This window comes from Actinomycetota bacterium (assembly GCA_016700055.1).
GTDB lineage: Bacteria > Actinomycetota > Acidimicrobiia > Acidimicrobiales > Ilumatobacteraceae > Kalu-18.
The window spans coordinates 376,398-393,411 of record CP064997.1 but is presented as its reverse complement, the minus strand read 5'-3'; the positions used below and the strand labels follow the sequence as shown (position 1 = coordinate 393,411).

Sequence of the window (17,014 nt, the reverse complement as noted above, 5' to 3'; positions counted from 1 at the left end):
GCCGAGATTCGCCGGCAGGTCACCGAGCTGCGGGCCGCCGCCGCCGCCTGGACGCCCAGGCCGTACACGGTGCAGGTGCGGGGATGACCGCCGCCATCATCGCCGTGCTGGCCGCGCTCGTCCTCGTCGGAGTGTGGCTCGATGACTGACCAGCGCCTCGCCCACCAACTGAACCTGCTCTGCGACGAGTTGGAGCGCCACGGGCTCCGCTCGATCGACCTCTACACGCTGCGTCAAACGCTCACCCACTACGCCGAGCTGCATCCCGACCCCCAGGAGATATCACGATGACCGAGACACGCCGAGACCGCTGGGGCCGCTACCTGGTCGTCCCACCCGAGGGCGGCCGCCCGGTCGGCTACACCCGGGTCACCACCGTCGCCAAGACGCTCGACTCCGGTGACGGGCTCGGACCGTGGAAAGCGACCGCGGCAATGGTCGGGGCGATCCGCAATTCGGGCCTGCACGCCCGCTGGCAGGCACTCATCGCCGAGCACCCCGACCCGTGGTACTCGGCGGCCAAGAAGGAATGCAAGCGGCTGGTGGAAGAATGCAGCACCGCCGGCGGTGCCACCGACCGGGCCAACCAAGGCACCGCGCTGCACGCCGTCACCGAGCTGGTGGACCGGGGCAACATGCCGATCCTGCTGCCGACGATGGCCGCCGACGTGGACACCTACGTGCGCACCATCCAGGCGGCAGAGATCACGTTCGACCCCGACATGATCGAAGTGACCGTCGTGCTCGACGGCGACCATGTGGCCGGGACCGCCGACCGGTTGGTCGCCCACCTCCCCGGCTACGGGCCACTCGTCGCCGACATAAAGACCGGCGCCAACCTGTCCTACAGCTGGCAGTCGATCGCCGTGCAGCTCGCCGCCTACGCCAACGCCGACGCCCTGTACGTCCAAGGCGACCGGGACGACGGCACGCAGGACCAGCGGCTCCCCATGCCCGCCGTGTCCCGCACCCACGGGCTCGTCATCCACCTGCCCGTCGGGTGCGGCACCTGCACCCTGCACCTCGTGGACATCGCCGCCGGCTGGCAGGCGTTCCGCCAATCCATGCAGGTGCGCGCTTGGCGGACCCGCAAGGACCTCGCCACCACCTACACCCCGGCGACGCCAGCCGAGCGCCGGGCCACCCTGCCCGGCGTCCACGCCCCGGGCCGCCCGGCGCCCGACGAAGGCGCCTACGTCACCGACGCCGACGCCGAAGCGATGAAAGCTCGGTTCGAACGCCTCGCCCCCAACCAGCAGGCGGTGTTCCGAGAGCTGGTGGTGCAAGCGACCAACGCCGGGGTGCCGATCCACATGTCGCAGGCCCGCACCGTCCGCCGGTATGAGATCGCCCGAGGTCTGCTCCCCCTGCTCGAGGCCGGCTGGGACGACGAGGTGGTGCGAGCGCTCGCCGCCAAGGCCATGTCCTCCGACGCCCCGATGCTCACCGCCGTCGCCCTCGGTCACGCCGTCGGAGCGCTCGACGCCACCTCGGCCGCCCAGTTCGCCCGTCTATGCGACGACTACGTCGCAGGACGGCTCACCGCCGCCATCACCGATGACGGACAGCTCACGCTGCACGAAGCGGCGTGAACACCACCAACCCCAACTGAAAGGGACAACCACCATGCCCATCCCCATCGGGACCCCCAAGACCCCCTCCATCCCCACCGTCAAGCTTCGCCACCCTGGCGACCGGGTCGGCATTGCCCTCGTGGACGAGCGCGAAGTCCCCTGGCTCGAGTTCGGCACCGGCGCCCCCAAGCTCAACGCCAAAGGTGAGCCCCGCACTCAGGTGATGGTGCTCGGCATCGTCGTCGGCCACTCCGGCGCCACCGTCACCAACGACGGGGCCGACGTCGATGTCCAGCCCGGCGACCTCGTCCGCTGGTACTTCTCCGGCCGCAACCGCTGGGACCCCGACCTCGACAAGACCCGCCAACCCGGCCAGCCCAAGAGCTGGGGCGGGGCGAAGGACGAGCACGGCCAGCTGATGTCCGGCGACGTCCTCACCATCACCTACGAAGGCGACGTCGCCGGACAGGGCGCCAACCCGCGCAAGCTGCGCACCGCCAACCTGCGGCGCGCCAAGCCCGACGAGGCCGCACAGACGCAGCGGTGCGAGCAGCTGCATCGAGAGATGACCGGCGTGCAGATCGGCGCCAGCGGCCACGACAACGACACCGGATGGGGCAACGACACCGGATGGGACGAGGAGCCGTTCTGATGCCGCAGCCTGTGATCGGGTTCAAATTCGTAAACAAGGCCGATCTTGAGGGCGTCGATCTGCGGTGCGACCTTGAGGGCGCCGATCTGCGTGGCGCCAACCTGGCCGGCGCCAATCTTGAGGGCGCAAATCTTGAGGGCGCCAATCTTGAGGGCGCCGAGGGCGTGACGTCATGACCACATCACAGGAGGATGGCATGGACTCAGCAAATGGGATCGTAACCAAGGCCGATCTTGGGGGCGCCGATCTTGGGGGCGCCGATCTGCGCAGAGCCGATCTGCGCAGAGCCGATCTGCGTGGCGCCGACTTGTCCGGCGCCAATCTTGGGGGCGCCGATCTTGGGGGCGCCTACATGTCCGTCGCCAACCTGTACGGCGCAAATCTTGAGGGCGCCGATCTTGAGGGCGCCGATCTGCGCAGAGCCGATTTGCGTGGCGCCGACCTGTCCGGCGCCAATCTTGGGGGCGCCGATCTGCGCAGAGCCTGCCTTGGGGGCGCCAACCTGTCCGGCGCCGATCTTGAGGGCGTCGACCTTGAAGACGTCAATCTTGAGGGCGTCGATCTGCGTGGCGCCAAATTGTACGGCGCCAAATTGTCCCGCGCCGACTTGCGAGAGGCCAACCTGGTCGACGCCAGGCTAGTCAACGCCAACCTGTCCGGCGCCTGCCTGGCCGCCGCCGACCTGTCCGGCGCCTGCCTGGCCGACGTCAACCTGTTCGGCGCCAATCTGCGTGGCGCCGATCTGCGCGAAGCCGAACTGGCCTACGCCAGGCTGTACGGCGCAAACCTTGAGGGCGCCGATCTTCGTGGCGCCGACCTGTTCGGCGCCGATCTTCGTGACGCCGATTTGCGTGGCGCCGACTTGTCCGCCGCCAATCTTGGGGGCGCCAACCTGTCGGGCGCCGACCTGTCCGACGCCAACCTGTCCGACGCCAACCTGTCCGGCGTCAATCTTGAGGGCGTCAACCTTGAGGGCGCCAAAGGCGTGGCGTCATGACCACACCGACACCGTTCGTCTCGCGCGCCGAACTTGCCGACCTGTTGGGCGTGTCCATCGCGACGATCGACCGATGGCGCCGGGCCGGCATGCCGAGTCATCGCCCTAGTGGTGGTCAAGGGGCGCTTTTCTTCGACCCGGGCGAAGTGGTCGAGTGGGTGCGTGGGGCGCCAGCAGAGGTGTTTGTGAGATGACCGGTGAAGGGCAGCAGGGATGACACCGCGGGCCTACGGAGTCACGGTCCGCCGTAGCGCGCCGTTGCGCCTACCGATGCACCATGATGCGCCTGACCAAGGCGAATGGCGAACGTGGGCGCAAAGCTCGGAGAGGCCCATCGCGATCGACCTGTTCTCGGGCGCAGGTGGTCTCTCACAGGGGTTGGAAGCGGCCGGCTATCGAGTCGCGCTAGCCGTCGACATCGACCCTTGGGCGCTCGAAACACACGTTCACAACTTTGCCGGACGCGCCCTGGGTCTCGATCTGGCGTCCGACGCCGACCGAGACGCTGTCGTTGGCATGTTTGACGGAATCGCCGTGGATTTGGTCGCCGGCGGACCGCCGTGCCAACCGTTCTCGCGAGCAGGTCGGTCCAAGATCCGGAGTCTCGTGGAGCTGGGCGCGCGCGACGAGGTCGACCTGCGCAAGGAGCTCTGGCGCGCATTCCTGGATGTGGTCGAGCGCATTGCTCCCCGGTCGGTGCTGATGGAGAACGTGCCAGACATGGCACTCGGCGACGACACGATCGTGCTTCGCCAGATGCTGGACCGACTGGAGACGCTCGGTTATGAGGTCGACGCCAGGATCGTCGACACCTGGGTCCACGGTGTTCCCCAGCATCGCCAACGGCTGATCCTGGTCGGGGTACGTGACGGCGGCGCGTTCCAGTGGCCCGACCCTGTCGAGCCCGTCACCGTGCGAGACGCGATCGGCGACCTGCCAGTGCTCGACGTTAAGGCGGACGCTCCGATCGGTGCTGAGGCCCTGCCCTACGACGATCGAAGAGCGAGCGACTTCGCCCGACGCGCCCGCAAACAGTGTGCGGGAGACTCGGCGGTGACCATCCACGACCACCTGACACGGGCGGTGAGGGCCGACGATCTCGAGGCCTTTCGTCTGATGACATCCGGCACGCTCTACTCGGATCTCCCCGACGAGATGAAGCGCTACCGCGACGACATCTTCGACGACAAGTACAACCGCCTCGGTTGGGATGACTACTCGCGATCGATCACGGCGCACATAGCCAAGGACGGGTACTGGTACATCCACCCAGACCAGCACCGAACGCTCACCGTCCGTGAGGCAGCTCGCGTGCAGACGTTCCCCGACAACTTTCGGTTCGCCGGCAGCAGATCGCACCAGTTCCATCAGATCGGAAACGCGGTTCCTCCCGCTCTGGCCGAGGCGATTGGCGGCGCCATCATCGAGGCATGTCGAGGGCCCCTGCTACGTGCCGCACGTCCGTCGGTCCGCCGCGCGAAGTTCCGCACATCAGTCCGGGAGTGGGCGAAGGCTGACCGCCAGCAAGCTCCCTGGGAGTACCCCGGAGAACCGTGGCCGGTCGCGGTTGGACTGATCCTGGGATCGAAAGGTGGGTCGGCGTGGCCCGCCCCAGCCGACGTCCTTCGTCTGGCGCCGGGCTTCAGCGATGCCACACCGAGCCTTCTGTCGGCGGTCGCAACAATGTCCACGCCCGGCCGCCGGCGTGATGCGGCGGAGCGACTCCGCCGCGTCGCCGACTCGGTCCGCGCCGATGCAGCCGGGTGGGAGGGACAGTCGTGGATGAAGGCGGCGAACCTCGGACCGGCCAACCGAACCTGGTACAGGTTGCTCGCCGGCGAGACGCTGGGACTGGTGGCGTCAACGGCCGTGCTTCGAGTGACTGCTCGCGTCACCGGCACCGACGTGCACCGCCAGAATCGGTTGTCCGCGGGTCGCATGGAACTCGCCAAGTTGGTCGGCGCTGGCGAGGACGCGGCTCTACTGAACGCTGCGCTGCACCGCTTGGGGAGCACCGTGTGCCTCCCTGACGAGCCGCTCTGTCGGCTGTGTCCGGTCCGGTCTCAATGCGCGGGACGATGGGAGGCCCGATGATCTGGGTGCTCGGGGTCACTTGCTGGCTGGTCGCGTGCGTGGCGATCGTCCAAGCCCTTCACATCGGCGCTTTGCGCGGCGAAATCGACGTCCTGCGGCGCTGGCGGCACCAGCCCTACCGGGCGCAGCAGTTCGAGCTGGACGCGTGGCGGGACACCGCCGACGCCGAGTTGGACGCCGTGTGCCGGCACTCGCCTGAGCGATCACCGGCGGATGACAACGACTGGTGACCCTCCCCGGACGGCCCCTCTGGTGGCGAGACGCCGCTTGTCGAGAGCAACCCCTGGACCTGTTCTTCCCCGCCCCCGGCCGCTCCGCCCAACCCGCCCGCAACATCTGCGCCACCTGCACCGCCCTCCACCACTGCCACACGTGGGCGATGAGCGAAGGCGACTGGCTGGACGGCATCTTCGCCGGGCTCACCCGGAGCGAACGCAACCGACTGAGGAGACGCAGCGCGTGACCCCCACCCAGCTCACCCTCCGAGCACTCCGCAACGACGGATGGCCGCTCGTGGAAGTCGTGGAACGCTGGCTGCCCCAGCAGCGCATCCGCAAAGACCTGTTCGGCTTCGTCGACATCGTCGCCGTCGGCCACCCCGACCACCCCGCCCCGCTCCTCGTGCAGGCCACCTCGGCGACCCACGTCGCCTCACGGGTGCGCAAGATCGAAGACCACCCCAACGTCGCCCACGTGCGGGAGGCCGGGTGCTTCACCATCGAAGTGTGGGGGTGGGCCAAGAAGGGGCACCGCTGGCAGGTGCGCAAGGTGAACGTGACGTGACCGCCACCAAGCACGCCGACTACGAGGGCTCACCGTTCACCGCTGCCCTCTACTACGCCTCGCTCGGCTGGCGGGTCCTGCCCATCCGCCCCGGCAGCAAGCACCCGCCGATGGGCTCGTGGCAGCACGCCGCCACCACCAACCCTGGCGTCATCACCAACTGGTACCAGGGCCTGTACCGAAACCACGGCGTCGGCATCCTCACCGGGCCCACATCGGGAATATGGGTACTCGACGTTGACGTCTCCGACGGCAAAAGAGGCGACGAGACACTCGCTGAATTAGAATCAATCCACGGTCCGCTACCGCCGACAGTTCGCGCAATCACCGGCTCCGGAGGTAGCCATATCTTCTTCAAGGACCCCGGCGGCGTCCCGATCCGCAACTCGGCCAGCACCCGCCTCGGCCCCGGCCTCGACATACGCGGCAACGTTGGGGTAGTCGTCGCAGCCCCCACCATCCACCCCAACGGGCACCCCTACGCCTGGGAAATCGACCACGGACCCGACGAAATCACCACCGCCGACACCCCCCAATGGCTCCTCGAGCTCGCCGCCGACCCCCAGCCGGCAGCCAAAATCGAGCGCACCGGGCTGAAGATCGGAGACACCGACTCCATCGCCGCCCGCATCAACGCCGACCATCGCTGGCACGACGTGCTGTACGCCGACGGTTGGCAGCTCCACCACACCGACCACACCAACCATGACACCCACTGGACGCGCCCCGGCAAAAACGTGCGCGACGGCTCGTCCGCCGTGCTCCACCACCCCGACGGACCATTCACCGTGTTCACCACCGCCGTACAGGCGCTCCAACAGCCGTGGGCGGCCGTCAACGGCGGCACCGGCTGGACGTACAGCCTGTTCGGCTACGTCGCCGCAACACGCCACCACGGCGACCGCTCCGAATGCGCCCGAACCTACCGCCACGCCGCCAACGCGCAGATCGTCACCATGGACAGCACCCGCCACGCCCACCAGGCACTCACCGACGAGGCAAACAGCGACTGGGACCCCACCGACCTCGCCACCATCTCCGCCCTCATCCGCACCGGCAACTACCAACCAACCACCCCCGAAATCCTCCACGTCGACAAATCCATACCCCTGCTGTATCCGGGCCGCATCAACTCGCTGTTCGGCGAATCCGGCGGCGGCAAAACCTGGGTAGCGCTCGCCGCCATCGCCGAAACCACCCGCAACGGGCAACGAGCCCTGCTCATCGACTACGAAGACGCCCCCGCCGGCATCGCCGAACGCCTCGTCGCCCTCGGCCTCTCCGACAACGAAATCGCCCTCATCGACTACGTCAACCCCACCACCGGCCTCAGTGAACTCAGCGTCGCCGAAATCACCAAACGCACCCACACGTACCGGCTCATCGTCATCGACTCCACCGGCGAAGCCATGGCCGCCGGCGGAGTCGACCCCAACGCCGACGCCGAAGTCGCCCGCTGGTTCGTCCTCATCCGCCAACTCACCCGGCTCGACGGCGGACCCGCCGTCCTCATCCTCGACCACGTCCCCAAAGCCGCCGACGCCCCCAGCGCCTACGCCATCGGCTCCCAACGCAAACGCGCCGCCGTCAGCGGCGCCGCCTACCGGATCGACACCCTGCGGGAACCCGCCAAAGGCCGCGACGGCAAACTGCGCCTCACCGTCGCCAAAGACCGCCCCGGCAACCGGGCCAAGAGCACCACCGCCGCCATCGTCGACATCATCAGCGACGGCGACACCGTCGAGCTGATGATCCACCTGAGCGACGCCCAAGCCGCCGCCGCCGAAGGCCGACGATTCCGACCAACGGTGCTGATGGAACGAATCAGCCGCTGGCTGGAGATCAACCCGGGCGCATCCACTCGGCAAATTTTCGCCTCCGTCACCGGCAAGCGGGAGACGCTGCAAGAGGCCCTCGAAGTGCTCACCGCCGAAGGCTGGGTCGCCGCCGAAGCTGGGGAGCGAGGAGGCAAGTCGTACCGGTCGCAGCGATCGTTCCGCGAGCTCGACGACACCGGCACGGATGTGGGGAACCCTGTGGACAACCACGGGTCGGCCCACCGCAGCCCCACCGCAGCCCCACCGCGGCCCACCGCGGCCCACCGCGGCCCCACCGCGGCCCGGCCGCGGTCCGAAAGCCCCGAAGACCCACCGCGGCCCACCGCGGCCCACCGCGGCCCCACCGCGGCCCGGCCGCGGTCCGAAAGCCCGGATGACCGCGGCCCCGTGGTCCCCCCCCCCTTCGGGGGGGACACGGGGCCGCGGTCGGACGGCGACCCCAGAGAACACACCCACCGCGGCCCCGAACCCAGAGAACACCCCCAAGCCACCCACCGCGGCCCCACCCCACACGAGGAAATCTTCTAATGCCCCCCCCCCATTCGACACCGGCATGCTGAACACCACCTCGCTCACCGCCTGGCAACACATGCTCGACGTCCTCGCTGACGGCAACTGGCACACCTCCAGCGAACTCGTCGCCACCCACGGCGGCTCACGACGACCCTGGAAACGAGAGATGCTCCGACTCGCTGCCCGTGAGGGCGTCATCGAACAGATCACACCCAACAAACTCCCCAACGGCCACCAACCGGCCGCCCTGTTCCGCATCCCACAGCCATGACCACACGCACCTGGAACCCCCAAGCACTCCTCCACGCCACCAGCCTCGGCGTGCGCCCCCTCGCCCGACGCCTCGCCATCGACCCAGCACTGCTCTGCCGCCCCCTCACCGACCGGCAAGCCGACGCCTACGCCACCCGCCTCGGCCTGCACCCCGCCACCATCTGGGGGAACACGTGGCACGACCGATAACTCGTCAACACCCGTTGCAACACTTGCAAGTGCATGCCACGAACCCGGTATTTGCCCGAGCAGAAGGCCGAAGCCTTGCAGCTCGTCGCATCGCTCGGCCAAGCCGAAGCGGCGCGCATCTCCGGCATCCCCTTCGGGACCGTCTGCTCCTGGGCGTCTCGCGCTGGGCTCAAGGGGCCCGAGGAGTTCGTCGGTCGCCAGAAAGCCGTCGCCGCCAAGCGGGTCGCCTTCGCCGAACGACGGGTCGACCTCGGCAACCGCATCGGCGACCTAGCGGCCAAGATCGCCGACCGCATCGACGCCGAGCTCGAAACCGGCACCCGACGCGACTACCAGTCGATCCGCAACCTCTCCGGCTCGCTGTCCGTGCTCGTCGACAAAGCCCAGCTGCTCTCCGGCGGCGTCACCACACGCACCGAACACGTCGAGCGCACCCCCGAGCGGGAAGCAGAAGTTGCTCGCGTCCTCCAGCTCGTTCGCAGCGCATGACCGACCTGCTCACCGTCGTCCGCTCCATGACCGACACCGAATGGGCCGAGATCTCCAAGGTGCTGCTCACCTGGTTCCCAACAGGCCGATCGGAGCAGAAACCGGGCGCCGCCGATTGGCTCGTGTACGCCTACGTCGCCGGCCGGGGCGCCGGCAAGACCCGAGCCGGCGCCGAATGGCTCGCCGAGCAGGCCGTCACCCAGCCCGGCACCCGTTGGGCGGTCGTCGCCCCCACCTTCGCCGACGTGCGAGACACCTGCATCGAAGGCCAATCCGGCCTGCTCACCGTCGTTCGCCGCCGCATCCCCGGCCTCGATGTCGCCAAAGCCTGGAACCGCACCCTGCTCGAGCTGAACCTGCCCAACGGGGCCCGCATCAAAGGCTTCTCCGCCGACGAGCCGAACCGCCTCCGCGGACCCCAGCATCATGGCGCCTGGGCGGACGAACTGGCCGCCTGGCGCTACCACGACGCCTGGGACCAGCTGCAGTTCGGGCTCCGCCTCGGCGACCACCCCCGCACGTTCGTCACCACCACCCCCAAGCCCACCCGCACCGTCCGCCGGCTGCGGGAACGCTCCCAGCGTGGCGACGAGGTCCGCTGGGTGGGCGGATCCACGTTCGACAACGCCGACAACCTGTCCGCCGTTGCCCTCGCCGAACTGCGAGCCACCTACGAACACACCCGCCTCGGCCGCCAAGAGCTATTCGGCGAGCTGCTCACCGACACCCCCGGCGCCCTGTGGACCGTCGACCTCATCGACCGCCACCGGGTCGCCACCCACCCGCCGCTCACCCGGGTTGTCGTCGCGATCGACCCGGCCGTCACCGCCGGCGAAAACTCTGACTCCACCGGCATCGTCGCCGCCGGCATCGGCGTCGACGGGCACGTGTACATTCTCGCCGACCGCACCTGCGTCGCCAGCCCCGCCGACTGGGCCCGACGGGCCGTCGCCCTCTACGACGACGTCCTCGCCGACCGCATCGTCGCCGAGGTCAACAACGGCGGCGATCTTGTGGGCACCGTGCTGCGCACCATCGAGCCGTCCGTTCCCATCCGCCAGGTGCACGCCAGCCGTGGCAAGCGGATGCGCGCCGAACCGGTCGCTGCGCTCTACGAGCAGGGCCGGGTGCACCACGTGGTGGGTGCCGACCTGTCCGACCTGGAAGACCAGATGACAACCTGGACACCCGACACCGGATCCTCCCCCGACCGGCTCGACGCCCTCGTGTGGGCGGTCACCGACCTCGCCGTCGAGCAGGCGAAAACTCGTCGACGCAGCATCGTCGGGACCGTCGCAGCATGACCGCCGTCGAGCGCCGCCTCATCCTGCCACCCAACATTCGCGACCCGCGGGCCGCCACCGCCACCCTCGGCTGGACGGCCCCCGACCTGCCACAGGTCGAGCATTGGGACGCCGAGCAGGCGTGGCGCCTCGGTGTGCTCGCCAACGTCGTCGCCTACCGCTGCGTCCAGCTGCGAGCCAACGCCTGCTCCAGCATCCCGCTGGTCGCCGGCACCCGCCTCGGGGACCACACGACGATCCGCCCCAACGCCCCGATCGCCCGCCTGCTCGGCCCCCCACCCGGCGGGCCGGCCCCCAAGCTGTCCGCCACCCGCCTCATCCGCTGGACGGTCGCCCAGGAGATCGTCACCGGCCGGCGGGCATGGGAGATCGAGACTGACAACCAGCGCCCCGACGGGCGCCCCGTCGCCTTCTGGCCGCTGGTATCCGCCCAGGTGCGAGCCACCCCGGCGCACAAGGGGACCGAGTGGTTCCGGCTGTTCGAGTACGGCCCCGCCCACGACCCGGTCTCCCTCGTCCCCGGGTTCGTGTTCTACGGCTGGACCCCGTCGGGGCTGAACTTCCGCCAAGCCGAATCGCCGCTGCAGTCGTCCCGGTTCGACTTGTCGCTCGTGCAGCTCTGCGACCGCTACGGCATCGGCTTCCTACGCAACGGCGCCGTGCCCGCCGCGATCATCACCACCACCGCCTTCCCCGACGACGACCACCGCCAGCGTTTCCTCGCCGCCTGGCAGGCCGAGTTCGGCGGGCCGGAGAACGCCGGCCGGGTGGCGCTCAACGAGGTCGGCGACGACGGCGACGGCCCGGTCGGCGACTCGATCGACGTGAAGGTGCTCGGCCTGTCCGCCAAGGACGCCCGCCTCGTCGAGGCCCGCAAGGAAGCGATGCTCGAGGTGGCGATGTCGCTCGGCGTCCCCTGGTCGAAGCTGGACGCCTCCGGGCGCACGTTCGACAACGCCGAGGTGGAGGACCGGGCGTTCTACGAGGAGACGATCCTGCCCGACCTGGTCGACCTGCAGGACGACATCAACATGCAGCTCGCCCCCCGCCTCGGCGACGAGGTCGTCTGGTTCGACCTGCGGGGCGTACGGGCGCTGCAGCGGCGCATGTTCACGATTGGCGGCGGCGACCTGCCGGCCCTGCTCGACCGGGGCGTGCTGCTGCCAAACGAGGTACGCGGTGACCTGTCGCTGAAGCCCGTCGAGTGGGGCGACCGGCCGCTGCAGCCGGCGACGAGCGTCCCCGACGCCACCCTGCCCGACAACACCCCCGCCCCCAAGCCAGAGCCGGAGCCGGAGCTGGAGCCGGCGCCGGAACCTCGTGCCCTGCCCGCCGCCCCCGAGCACCGTGGCATCGACCCCGAGCAGGTGGAGGCCCGCCGGGCCCGGATCTGGCGAGCCACCGACGCCGCCGCACAGACCGTCGAGACCCGCTGGGAGCGGGCATGGCGCCGGTTCTTCGACCGGCAGCGGGACGCCACCTTGACCCGCCTGCGCGGCAAGCGTGGCCGACAGGCGCTCGGCTACGGCACCGACGGCCTCCCCGTCGGTGCCGAAACCCGCGCGCCGGGCGACCCGATCGAGCCGGAGAACATCTTCTCGCCCGACTTCTGGTTCGTCGAAACCAACGAGATGGCGGTCGGGCTGTTCGAGGCGGCCGCCGGTGCCGGCCTCGACCGGCTGGTCGCCCTGTTCGAGGTGGCGTTCGACGTGCACGCCGCCTGGGTCGAGGACTTCATCCAAGTCCGGGCCGCTCAGCTCGCCGGGCAGGTCACGCAGACCACCTACGACCAGCTCCGTGACGAGCTGTCCGACGGGGTGGGGCTCGGCGAGTCGATCGACGAGCTGTCCGACCGGGTGATCAACGTGTTCTCCCAGGCGTCCGAGCATCGTGCACGCACCATCGCCCGCACCGAGGTGATCTCCGCCTACAACGGCGCCGCCGTCCTCGGCGCCTCCCAGCTGCCCCGTGACGTGGTCGCCGGCCAGGAGTGGATCGCCACCCGCGACACCCGCACCCGCGACGCCCACGCCTCCGCCGACGGCCAGATCGTCACCGCCGGCGCCCCGTTCGTCGTCGCGGGCTATTCGGCCGCCTACCCGGGCGACCCGGCTCTCCCGGCGTCGCAGACGGTCAACTGCCGGTGCGCGGTGGCGTTTCTCACCCCCGAGGAGATGGCCGAGATGGTCGGGCGGGTCCCGGCCCGGGTGCCTGATCGGGCCGCACGGGCCCTGCTCAGCCTGGTCATCCCAGGAGAGTTCGACGAGCTCGGCTTCCGCCGGGCCGCACAGGAGGTTGCAGCATGAACCGCGAGCATCGCGCCGCCCCCGTGGCCGCCGTCGACGGCGACGGCCGCACGTTCACCGCCCGGGCCGTCACCTACGACGTAGTCGACGACTACAACACTCGTTTCATCAAGGGGGTGTTCAACGCCTCGCTGGCTCGCCGCCTGCCGGTCATCGCCTGGTCGCACGACTGGTCCGAGCCGATCGGGCGTGCCACCAGCTGGGATGAGCGCGACGACGGGCTGTACATCACCGCTCGCCTGTCCGACCCGGAGGCGGTGCCCAGGGCCCGCCAGGCGATGGTGCAGCTGGCCGACGGGACGCTCGACTCGGTGTCGGTCGGGTTCTTACGCCTGGAGGAACGCACCGGCGACGACGGGGTGGTCGACATCATCCGCGGTGACCTCGACGAGGTGTCGGTGGTGCTCCGCGGGGCGGTGCCGGGCGCCGAGGTGCTGTCCGTACGCTCGGCCGGGGGTGCGGTCGACCTGGACGCCCTGGTGGCGATCGCCAAGCGCAAGGCCGCCGGTGAGCTGTCCGACGCCGAGGCGAAGGCCGCGCTCGGCCTGCTCGCCGGCGGCGTTGCCGAGCTGCCGGAGCCGGAGCCGGAGCCGGAGCCGGAGCCGCCGGTCGCGATCGACGCCGAGATCGATGCAGCGTTGGCGTCGCTGGGACGCAGCCGGTGAGAGTTGCCGTCTTCCCCGCCGACCTCGGCGGGTGCGGGTACTACCGGGTGATCTGGCCGGCCGAGGCGCTCGCCGCCCAGGGTGCCGACGTGGTGTTGGTGCGCCCCGACGTCGACGACGACCGCCAGATCCAGGCGGCGTGGATCGGTGACGGCGACGACCGACGCCTAGTCGACGTGGTCGCCCCCGATGCCGACGTGGTGGTGCTGCAACGCCCGCTCACCGACACGCTGGTCGAGGCGATCCCGATGCTGCAGGCCCAAGGGGTGCGGGTGGTCGTGGAGATCGACGACGCCTTCGACGCCATTTCCCCCCGCAACGTGTCGTGGAAGGCGCTGCATCCCCGCACGTCGCCCCGTCGCAACTGGCTGCACCTGCGTCGGGCGTGCGAGCTGGCCGACCTGGTGGTGGCGTCCACCCCCGCCCTGGCGGCCCACTACGGGCGCCACGGCCGGGCCGTCGTGGTCGAGAATTGCATCCCCGAGCACTACCTGGGCATCACCGGCACCCCGCACGACGGCGTGTTCGTCGGCTGGTCGGGGTCGATCATGACCCACCCGGACGACCTGCAGGCGACCGGCGGCGGTGTTGGGCGGGCGGTGGCCCGCACCGGGGCCCGCTTCGCCGTGATCGGCACCGGCAGGGGCGTGCAGAGGGCGTTGGGGCTGCCCGAGCCGCCGTTGGCGTGCGGCTGGGTGCCGATCGAGCAGTACCCGACGGCGCTCGCCCAGCTCAACCTCGGGGTAGTCCCGTTGGAGCTGACCCCCTTCAACGAGGCGAAGTCGTGGCTGAAGGGGCTGGAGCTGTCGGCAGTGGGGGTGCCGTTCGTCGCCTCACCGACCGGGCCGTACCGGGCCCTGGTCGAGCGGGGGGCCGGGCTGCTCGCCGAACGCCCCCGCGAGTGGGAGGGCCTGGTGAAGCGCCTGGTCGGTGACACCGACTGGCGGCTCGATCTGGCCGGCCGGGCACGCGAGGTGGCCGCCGGGTTGACGATCGAGGCCAACTGCGGCCGCTGGTGGGACGCCTGGACAACCCCAGTCAACACCGTCTGCGCAGCATGATCGGGTGGCAGCAACAACCGAGGTGATGTTGTGACAGTGCTCGTCGGCACCACGTTGGCAGCGATGGCGATGAGCCACCACGACACCTGGTCGGCGTGGCTGATGCACGCCGAGCGCATCCGCCAGTTCTACGACGGCGACGTGCACTTCTTCGCCGCCATCCAGCTCGACGGGCGGGGCATCGACCCGTTCGTTCCGCTGCTCGCCCGGCTCGACGACCTCGGCGGGGAGCACTGGACGTACACGCTCGACGACGGGCGCGACCGAGTGACGATGACCAATCGGTGGCGTCACATCACATTCGGACAGAACCTGGTGGTGGAACGAGCCCAGTCGGACCCGTCGGTGTCCCACCTGCTGTTCTGCGCCGCCGACTGCGCTCCACCGTCGGACGTGATCCCTCGCATGTTGGAGATGAACCACCCGCTGGTCGCCCCGTACATCAACACCTACGGGCTGCGCGGCGACCATGTGGCCGGGTATCCGTTCCCGGTGGAGCGGGCGATGGCGTCGGCCGCCTGCGTCTTCATCGCCCGAGACGTGTTCCGGCGCATCCGCTGGCGCTGGGACCTCGACGACGGCATGTCCGACGACCCCTGCTACCACCACGACGCTCAACACCTGCTCGGTGTGGACACGCTGGTGCGCCTGGACGTGCGTGCCCGGCACTACCCGGAGGCGATCGGCGACTACGAGGCCCGCGGGCTGGACACGACGGTGGTCCGGTGATCGCCCTCGTCACCGGCTCGGCCGGGTTCGTCGGCCGCCACACGGTGCGGGCGTTGCGGGATCGCGGGTGGGACGTGCACGGCATCGACCTGGCGCTCTCCGCCGACTGCACGGTCGCCTCCGTGTCGGACGTGCGGCACTTCTTCCGACTGGACGACCGCCGGTTCGACCTGGTCGTCCACTGCGCCGCCGTTGTCGGCGGGCGGGCAATGATCGACGGTTCGCCGCTGCAGCTCGCCGCCGAGGACCTGTCGATCGACGCCGAGATGTGGCGATGGGCGCTACGCACCCGGCCCGGCCGGGTCGTCTATTTCTCATCTGCAGCCGCCTATCCGACGTGGTTGCAGACCGACGACGCGATAGCGGCGCTGCTCGAGGACGACATCGACCTGGGCGCCGGTCATCATTTGGGCCGGCCCGACCAGACGTACGGCTGGGTGAAGCTGACCGGCGAACTACTCGCTGTTCACGCTCGTGAGCAGGGGTTGGCGGTGACGGTGCTGCGCCCGTTCTCCGGCTACGGCGGCGACCAGGCGCTCGACTACCCGTTCCCGTCGATCCTCGCCCGCGCTGTCGCCCGCGAGGATCCGTTGGACGTGTGGTCGGACACGGTGCGGGACTTCGTCCACGTCGACGACGTGGTCGCCTGCACGCTAGCCGCCGTCGAGGCGGGCGTTGACGGCCCGCTGAACATCTGCACCGGGGTGGCCACGTCATTCTCCCAGCTCGCCCATCTGGCCGCCTCGGTCGTCGGCTACGAGCCGGAGGTGCGAGTGCTGGAGGGCTACCCCACCGGGGTCCGCTACCGGGTGGGGGACCCGACGAAGATGTTGGGCGTGTTCCCCCCGGTCGTCACCATCGCCGACGGGGTGAACACTGCAGTGAAGGGGCTGTCATGAGTCGCAGGTCACCGGATGGTCGCAAGGGGGTGGACGCCTACTCGGCGGACGAGCTGCACCGGATGCTCGTGTCGGACGCCGTGAAGCGCCACGCCACGTCGCTCCCGTGGGCGGTCGCCGCCTACGACCGGATCGGCAAGCTCACCCGCAAAGGCGCCGAGGCAGCGTTCCAGGCGGTGCTCGACGAGGTGGAGATGCTCACCGATCTGCGGGCGATGCCGGTGGAGGAGCCGGCGACCCGTGGCGAGGTCGCCCGGGCGGTCCGACCAGTGGTGCGCCGATGAGGTGGTGGCGTCGCCCCCGGAACCTCACCCCCGACCACTGCCGGGTGTGTGACCGCCAGCTGCGTCACGGGGACGTGTGGGAGGTCCGCTCCAACGTCGAGGCTGCTGAGGACGGGTTCGGCGGCACCTGGCTGGCGGTTTGCTACTGCCGACGGCACAAGCCCAAGGGCGCCGTGAGAGTCTGAGTGGCGATGTCCCGGGCCGAGGTGATCCGCAAGGCGGTGCTCGAGTACCACGCCGGGCGGATCACGCTCGCTGAGCTGGCACGCGTCGTCGCCCAGTGGCGGCCGAGACGGTAGGTCAACACCGTCTGCGCACCCTGTTCGTCGACCGCCGGGCCTGGCCGACTGCTCTGTGCCGGTGG

The 17,014-nt window shown here is 69.8% G+C and carries 21 protein-coding genes; all 21 read left to right on the top strand.

Features of this window, described 5'->3' with window-relative positions; all coding sequences use genetic code 11:
* Positions 1-141: 141 nt before the first annotated feature.
* From IPM43_01935 to IPM43_01835, 21 genes are read left to right on the top strand one after another with little or no spacing between them, the layout of a single operon-like run.
* Positions 142-291 carry a hypothetical protein gene (locus IPM43_01935; protein ID QQS25177.1) on the top strand — a complete coding sequence of 50 codons (150 nt, stop codon included), beginning with the start codon at positions 142-144 and terminating at the stop codon, positions 289-291.
* The gene (locus IPM43_01930) at positions 288-1,592 is read left to right on the top strand and encodes a hypothetical protein (protein QQS25176.1); all 1,305 of its coding nucleotides are present in this window, start codon (positions 288-290) and stop codon (positions 1,590-1,592) included. Before IPM43_01935 ends, IPM43_01930 begins: the two co-directional genes overlap by 4 nt.
* Positions 1,593-1,626: 34 nt before the next feature.
* On the top strand, positions 1,627-2,226 hold the full coding sequence (locus IPM43_01925; GenBank protein QQS25175.1) for a hypothetical protein: 600 nt from the start codon (positions 1,627-1,629) through the stop codon (positions 2,224-2,226).
* Positions 2,187-2,402 (top strand): pentapeptide repeat-containing protein, encoded by a 216-nt coding sequence (locus IPM43_01920; protein ID QQS25174.1) that lies wholly within the window; start codon positions 2,187-2,189, stop codon positions 2,400-2,402. The genes IPM43_01925 and IPM43_01920 overlap by 40 nt, the downstream gene beginning before the upstream one ends.
* On the top strand, positions 2,399-3,223 hold the full coding sequence (locus tag IPM43_01915; GenBank protein QQS25173.1) for a pentapeptide repeat-containing protein: 825 nt from the start codon (positions 2,399-2,401) through the stop codon (positions 3,221-3,223). Before IPM43_01920 ends, IPM43_01915 begins: the two co-directional genes overlap by 4 nt.
* On the top strand, positions 3,220-3,417 hold the full coding sequence (locus tag IPM43_01910) for a terminase small subunit (GenBank protein QQS25172.1): 198 nt from the start codon (positions 3,220-3,222) through the stop codon (positions 3,415-3,417). The genes IPM43_01915 and IPM43_01910 overlap by 4 nt, the downstream gene beginning before the upstream one ends.
* A 19-nt stretch (positions 3,418-3,436) precedes the next feature.
* Positions 3,437-5,317: a DNA (cytosine-5-)-methyltransferase gene (dcm, locus tag IPM43_01905; GenBank protein QQS25171.1), complete on the top strand. Its 1,881-nt coding sequence runs from the start codon at positions 3,437-3,439 to the stop codon at positions 5,315-5,317.
* Positions 5,314-5,547: a hypothetical protein gene (locus IPM43_01900; GenBank protein ID QQS25170.1), complete on the top strand. Its 234-nt coding sequence runs from the start codon at positions 5,314-5,316 to the stop codon at positions 5,545-5,547. The genes dcm and IPM43_01900 overlap by 4 nt, the downstream gene beginning before the upstream one ends.
* On the top strand, positions 5,544-5,780 hold the full coding sequence (locus tag IPM43_01895; GenBank protein ID QQS25169.1) for a WhiB family transcriptional regulator: 237 nt from the start codon (positions 5,544-5,546) through the stop codon (positions 5,778-5,780). Before IPM43_01900 ends, IPM43_01895 begins: the two co-directional genes overlap by 4 nt.
* On the top strand, positions 5,777-6,100 hold the full coding sequence (locus IPM43_01890) for a hypothetical protein (protein QQS25168.1): 324 nt from the start codon (positions 5,777-5,779) through the stop codon (positions 6,098-6,100). Before IPM43_01895 ends, IPM43_01890 begins: the two co-directional genes overlap by 4 nt.
* Entirely contained in the window at positions 6,097-8,466 is a 2,370-nt protein-coding gene (locus IPM43_01885) for a bifunctional DNA primase/polymerase (protein QQS25167.1), read from the top strand. The genes IPM43_01890 and IPM43_01885 overlap by 4 nt, the downstream gene beginning before the upstream one ends.
* 25 nt (positions 8,467-8,491) lie before the next feature.
* Complete coding sequence (locus IPM43_01880; GenBank protein ID QQS25166.1) at positions 8,492-8,722, top strand: hypothetical protein; 231 nt, start codon at positions 8,492-8,494, stop codon at positions 8,720-8,722.
* Positions 8,719-8,913 (top strand): hypothetical protein, encoded by a 195-nt coding sequence (locus IPM43_01875; protein QQS25165.1) that lies wholly within the window; start codon positions 8,719-8,721, stop codon positions 8,911-8,913. The genes IPM43_01880 and IPM43_01875 overlap by 4 nt, the downstream gene beginning before the upstream one ends.
* Before the next feature lie 33 nt (positions 8,914-8,946).
* The gene (locus IPM43_01870) at positions 8,947-9,402 is read left to right on the top strand and encodes a hypothetical protein (GenBank protein ID QQS25164.1); all 456 of its coding nucleotides are present in this window, start codon (positions 8,947-8,949) and stop codon (positions 9,400-9,402) included.
* Positions 9,399-10,706, top strand: a complete 1,308-nt coding sequence (locus tag IPM43_01865; GenBank protein QQS25163.1) for a DNA-packaging protein — start codon at positions 9,399-9,401, stop codon at positions 10,704-10,706. The genes IPM43_01870 and IPM43_01865 overlap by 4 nt, the downstream gene beginning before the upstream one ends.
* Positions 10,703-13,012: a phage portal protein gene (locus tag IPM43_01860; protein ID QQS25162.1), complete on the top strand. Its 2,310-nt coding sequence runs from the start codon at positions 10,703-10,705 to the stop codon at positions 13,010-13,012. Before IPM43_01865 ends, IPM43_01860 begins: the two co-directional genes overlap by 4 nt.
* A complete protein-coding gene (locus IPM43_01855) occupies positions 13,009-13,677 on the top strand; it encodes an HK97 family phage prohead protease (protein ID QQS25161.1) in 669 nt (222 codons plus the stop codon). Before IPM43_01860 ends, IPM43_01855 begins: the two co-directional genes overlap by 4 nt.
* Complete coding sequence (locus IPM43_01850; protein QQS25160.1) at positions 13,674-14,738, top strand: glycosyltransferase; 1,065 nt, start codon at positions 13,674-13,676, stop codon at positions 14,736-14,738. The genes IPM43_01855 and IPM43_01850 overlap by 4 nt, the downstream gene beginning before the upstream one ends.
* A gap of 30 nt (positions 14,739-14,768) precedes the next feature.
* Complete coding sequence (locus IPM43_01845; GenBank protein QQS25159.1) at positions 14,769-15,467, top strand: hypothetical protein; 699 nt, start codon at positions 14,769-14,771, stop codon at positions 15,465-15,467.
* On the top strand, positions 15,464-16,366 hold the full coding sequence (locus IPM43_01840; GenBank protein QQS25158.1) for an NAD-dependent epimerase/dehydratase family protein: 903 nt from the start codon (positions 15,464-15,466) through the stop codon (positions 16,364-16,366). Before IPM43_01845 ends, IPM43_01840 begins: the two co-directional genes overlap by 4 nt.
* Before the next feature lie 29 nt (positions 16,367-16,395).
* Positions 16,396-16,650: a hypothetical protein gene (locus IPM43_01835; protein ID QQS25157.1), complete on the top strand. Its 255-nt coding sequence runs from the start codon at positions 16,396-16,398 to the stop codon at positions 16,648-16,650.
* Positions 16,651-17,014 lie beyond the last annotated feature (364 nt).

Coding starts and splice junctions, on each gene's coding strand:
- IPM43_01935 (QQS25177.1), top strand. CDS start 142: ATGACTGACCAGCGCCTCGCCCACCAACTGAACCTGCTCTGCGACGAG.
- IPM43_01930 (QQS25176.1), top strand. CDS start 288: ATGACCGAGACACGCCGAGACCGCTGGGGCCGCTACCTGGTCGTCCCA.
- IPM43_01925 (QQS25175.1), top strand. CDS start 1,627: ATGCCCATCCCCATCGGGACCCCCAAGACCCCCTCCATCCCCACCGTC.
- IPM43_01920 (QQS25174.1), top strand. CDS start 2,187: ATGGGGCAACGACACCGGATGGGACGAGGAGCCGTTCTGATGCCGCAG.
- IPM43_01915 (QQS25173.1), top strand. CDS start 2,399: ATGACCACATCACAGGAGGATGGCATGGACTCAGCAAATGGGATCGTA.
- IPM43_01910 (QQS25172.1), top strand. CDS start 3,220: ATGACCACACCGACACCGTTCGTCTCGCGCGCCGAACTTGCCGACCTG.
- dcm (QQS25171.1), top strand. CDS start 3,437: ATGACACCGCGGGCCTACGGAGTCACGGTCCGCCGTAGCGCGCCGTTG.
- IPM43_01900 (QQS25170.1), top strand. CDS start 5,314: ATGATCTGGGTGCTCGGGGTCACTTGCTGGCTGGTCGCGTGCGTGGCG.
- IPM43_01880 (QQS25166.1), top strand. CDS start 8,492: ATGCTGAACACCACCTCGCTCACCGCCTGGCAACACATGCTCGACGTC.
- IPM43_01875 (QQS25165.1), top strand. CDS start 8,719: ATGACCACACGCACCTGGAACCCCCAAGCACTCCTCCACGCCACCAGC.
- IPM43_01870 (QQS25164.1), top strand. CDS start 8,947: ATGCCACGAACCCGGTATTTGCCCGAGCAGAAGGCCGAAGCCTTGCAG.
- IPM43_01865 (QQS25163.1), top strand. CDS start 9,399: ATGACCGACCTGCTCACCGTCGTCCGCTCCATGACCGACACCGAATGG.
- IPM43_01860 (QQS25162.1), top strand. CDS start 10,703: ATGACCGCCGTCGAGCGCCGCCTCATCCTGCCACCCAACATTCGCGAC.
- IPM43_01855 (QQS25161.1), top strand. CDS start 13,009: ATGAACCGCGAGCATCGCGCCGCCCCCGTGGCCGCCGTCGACGGCGAC.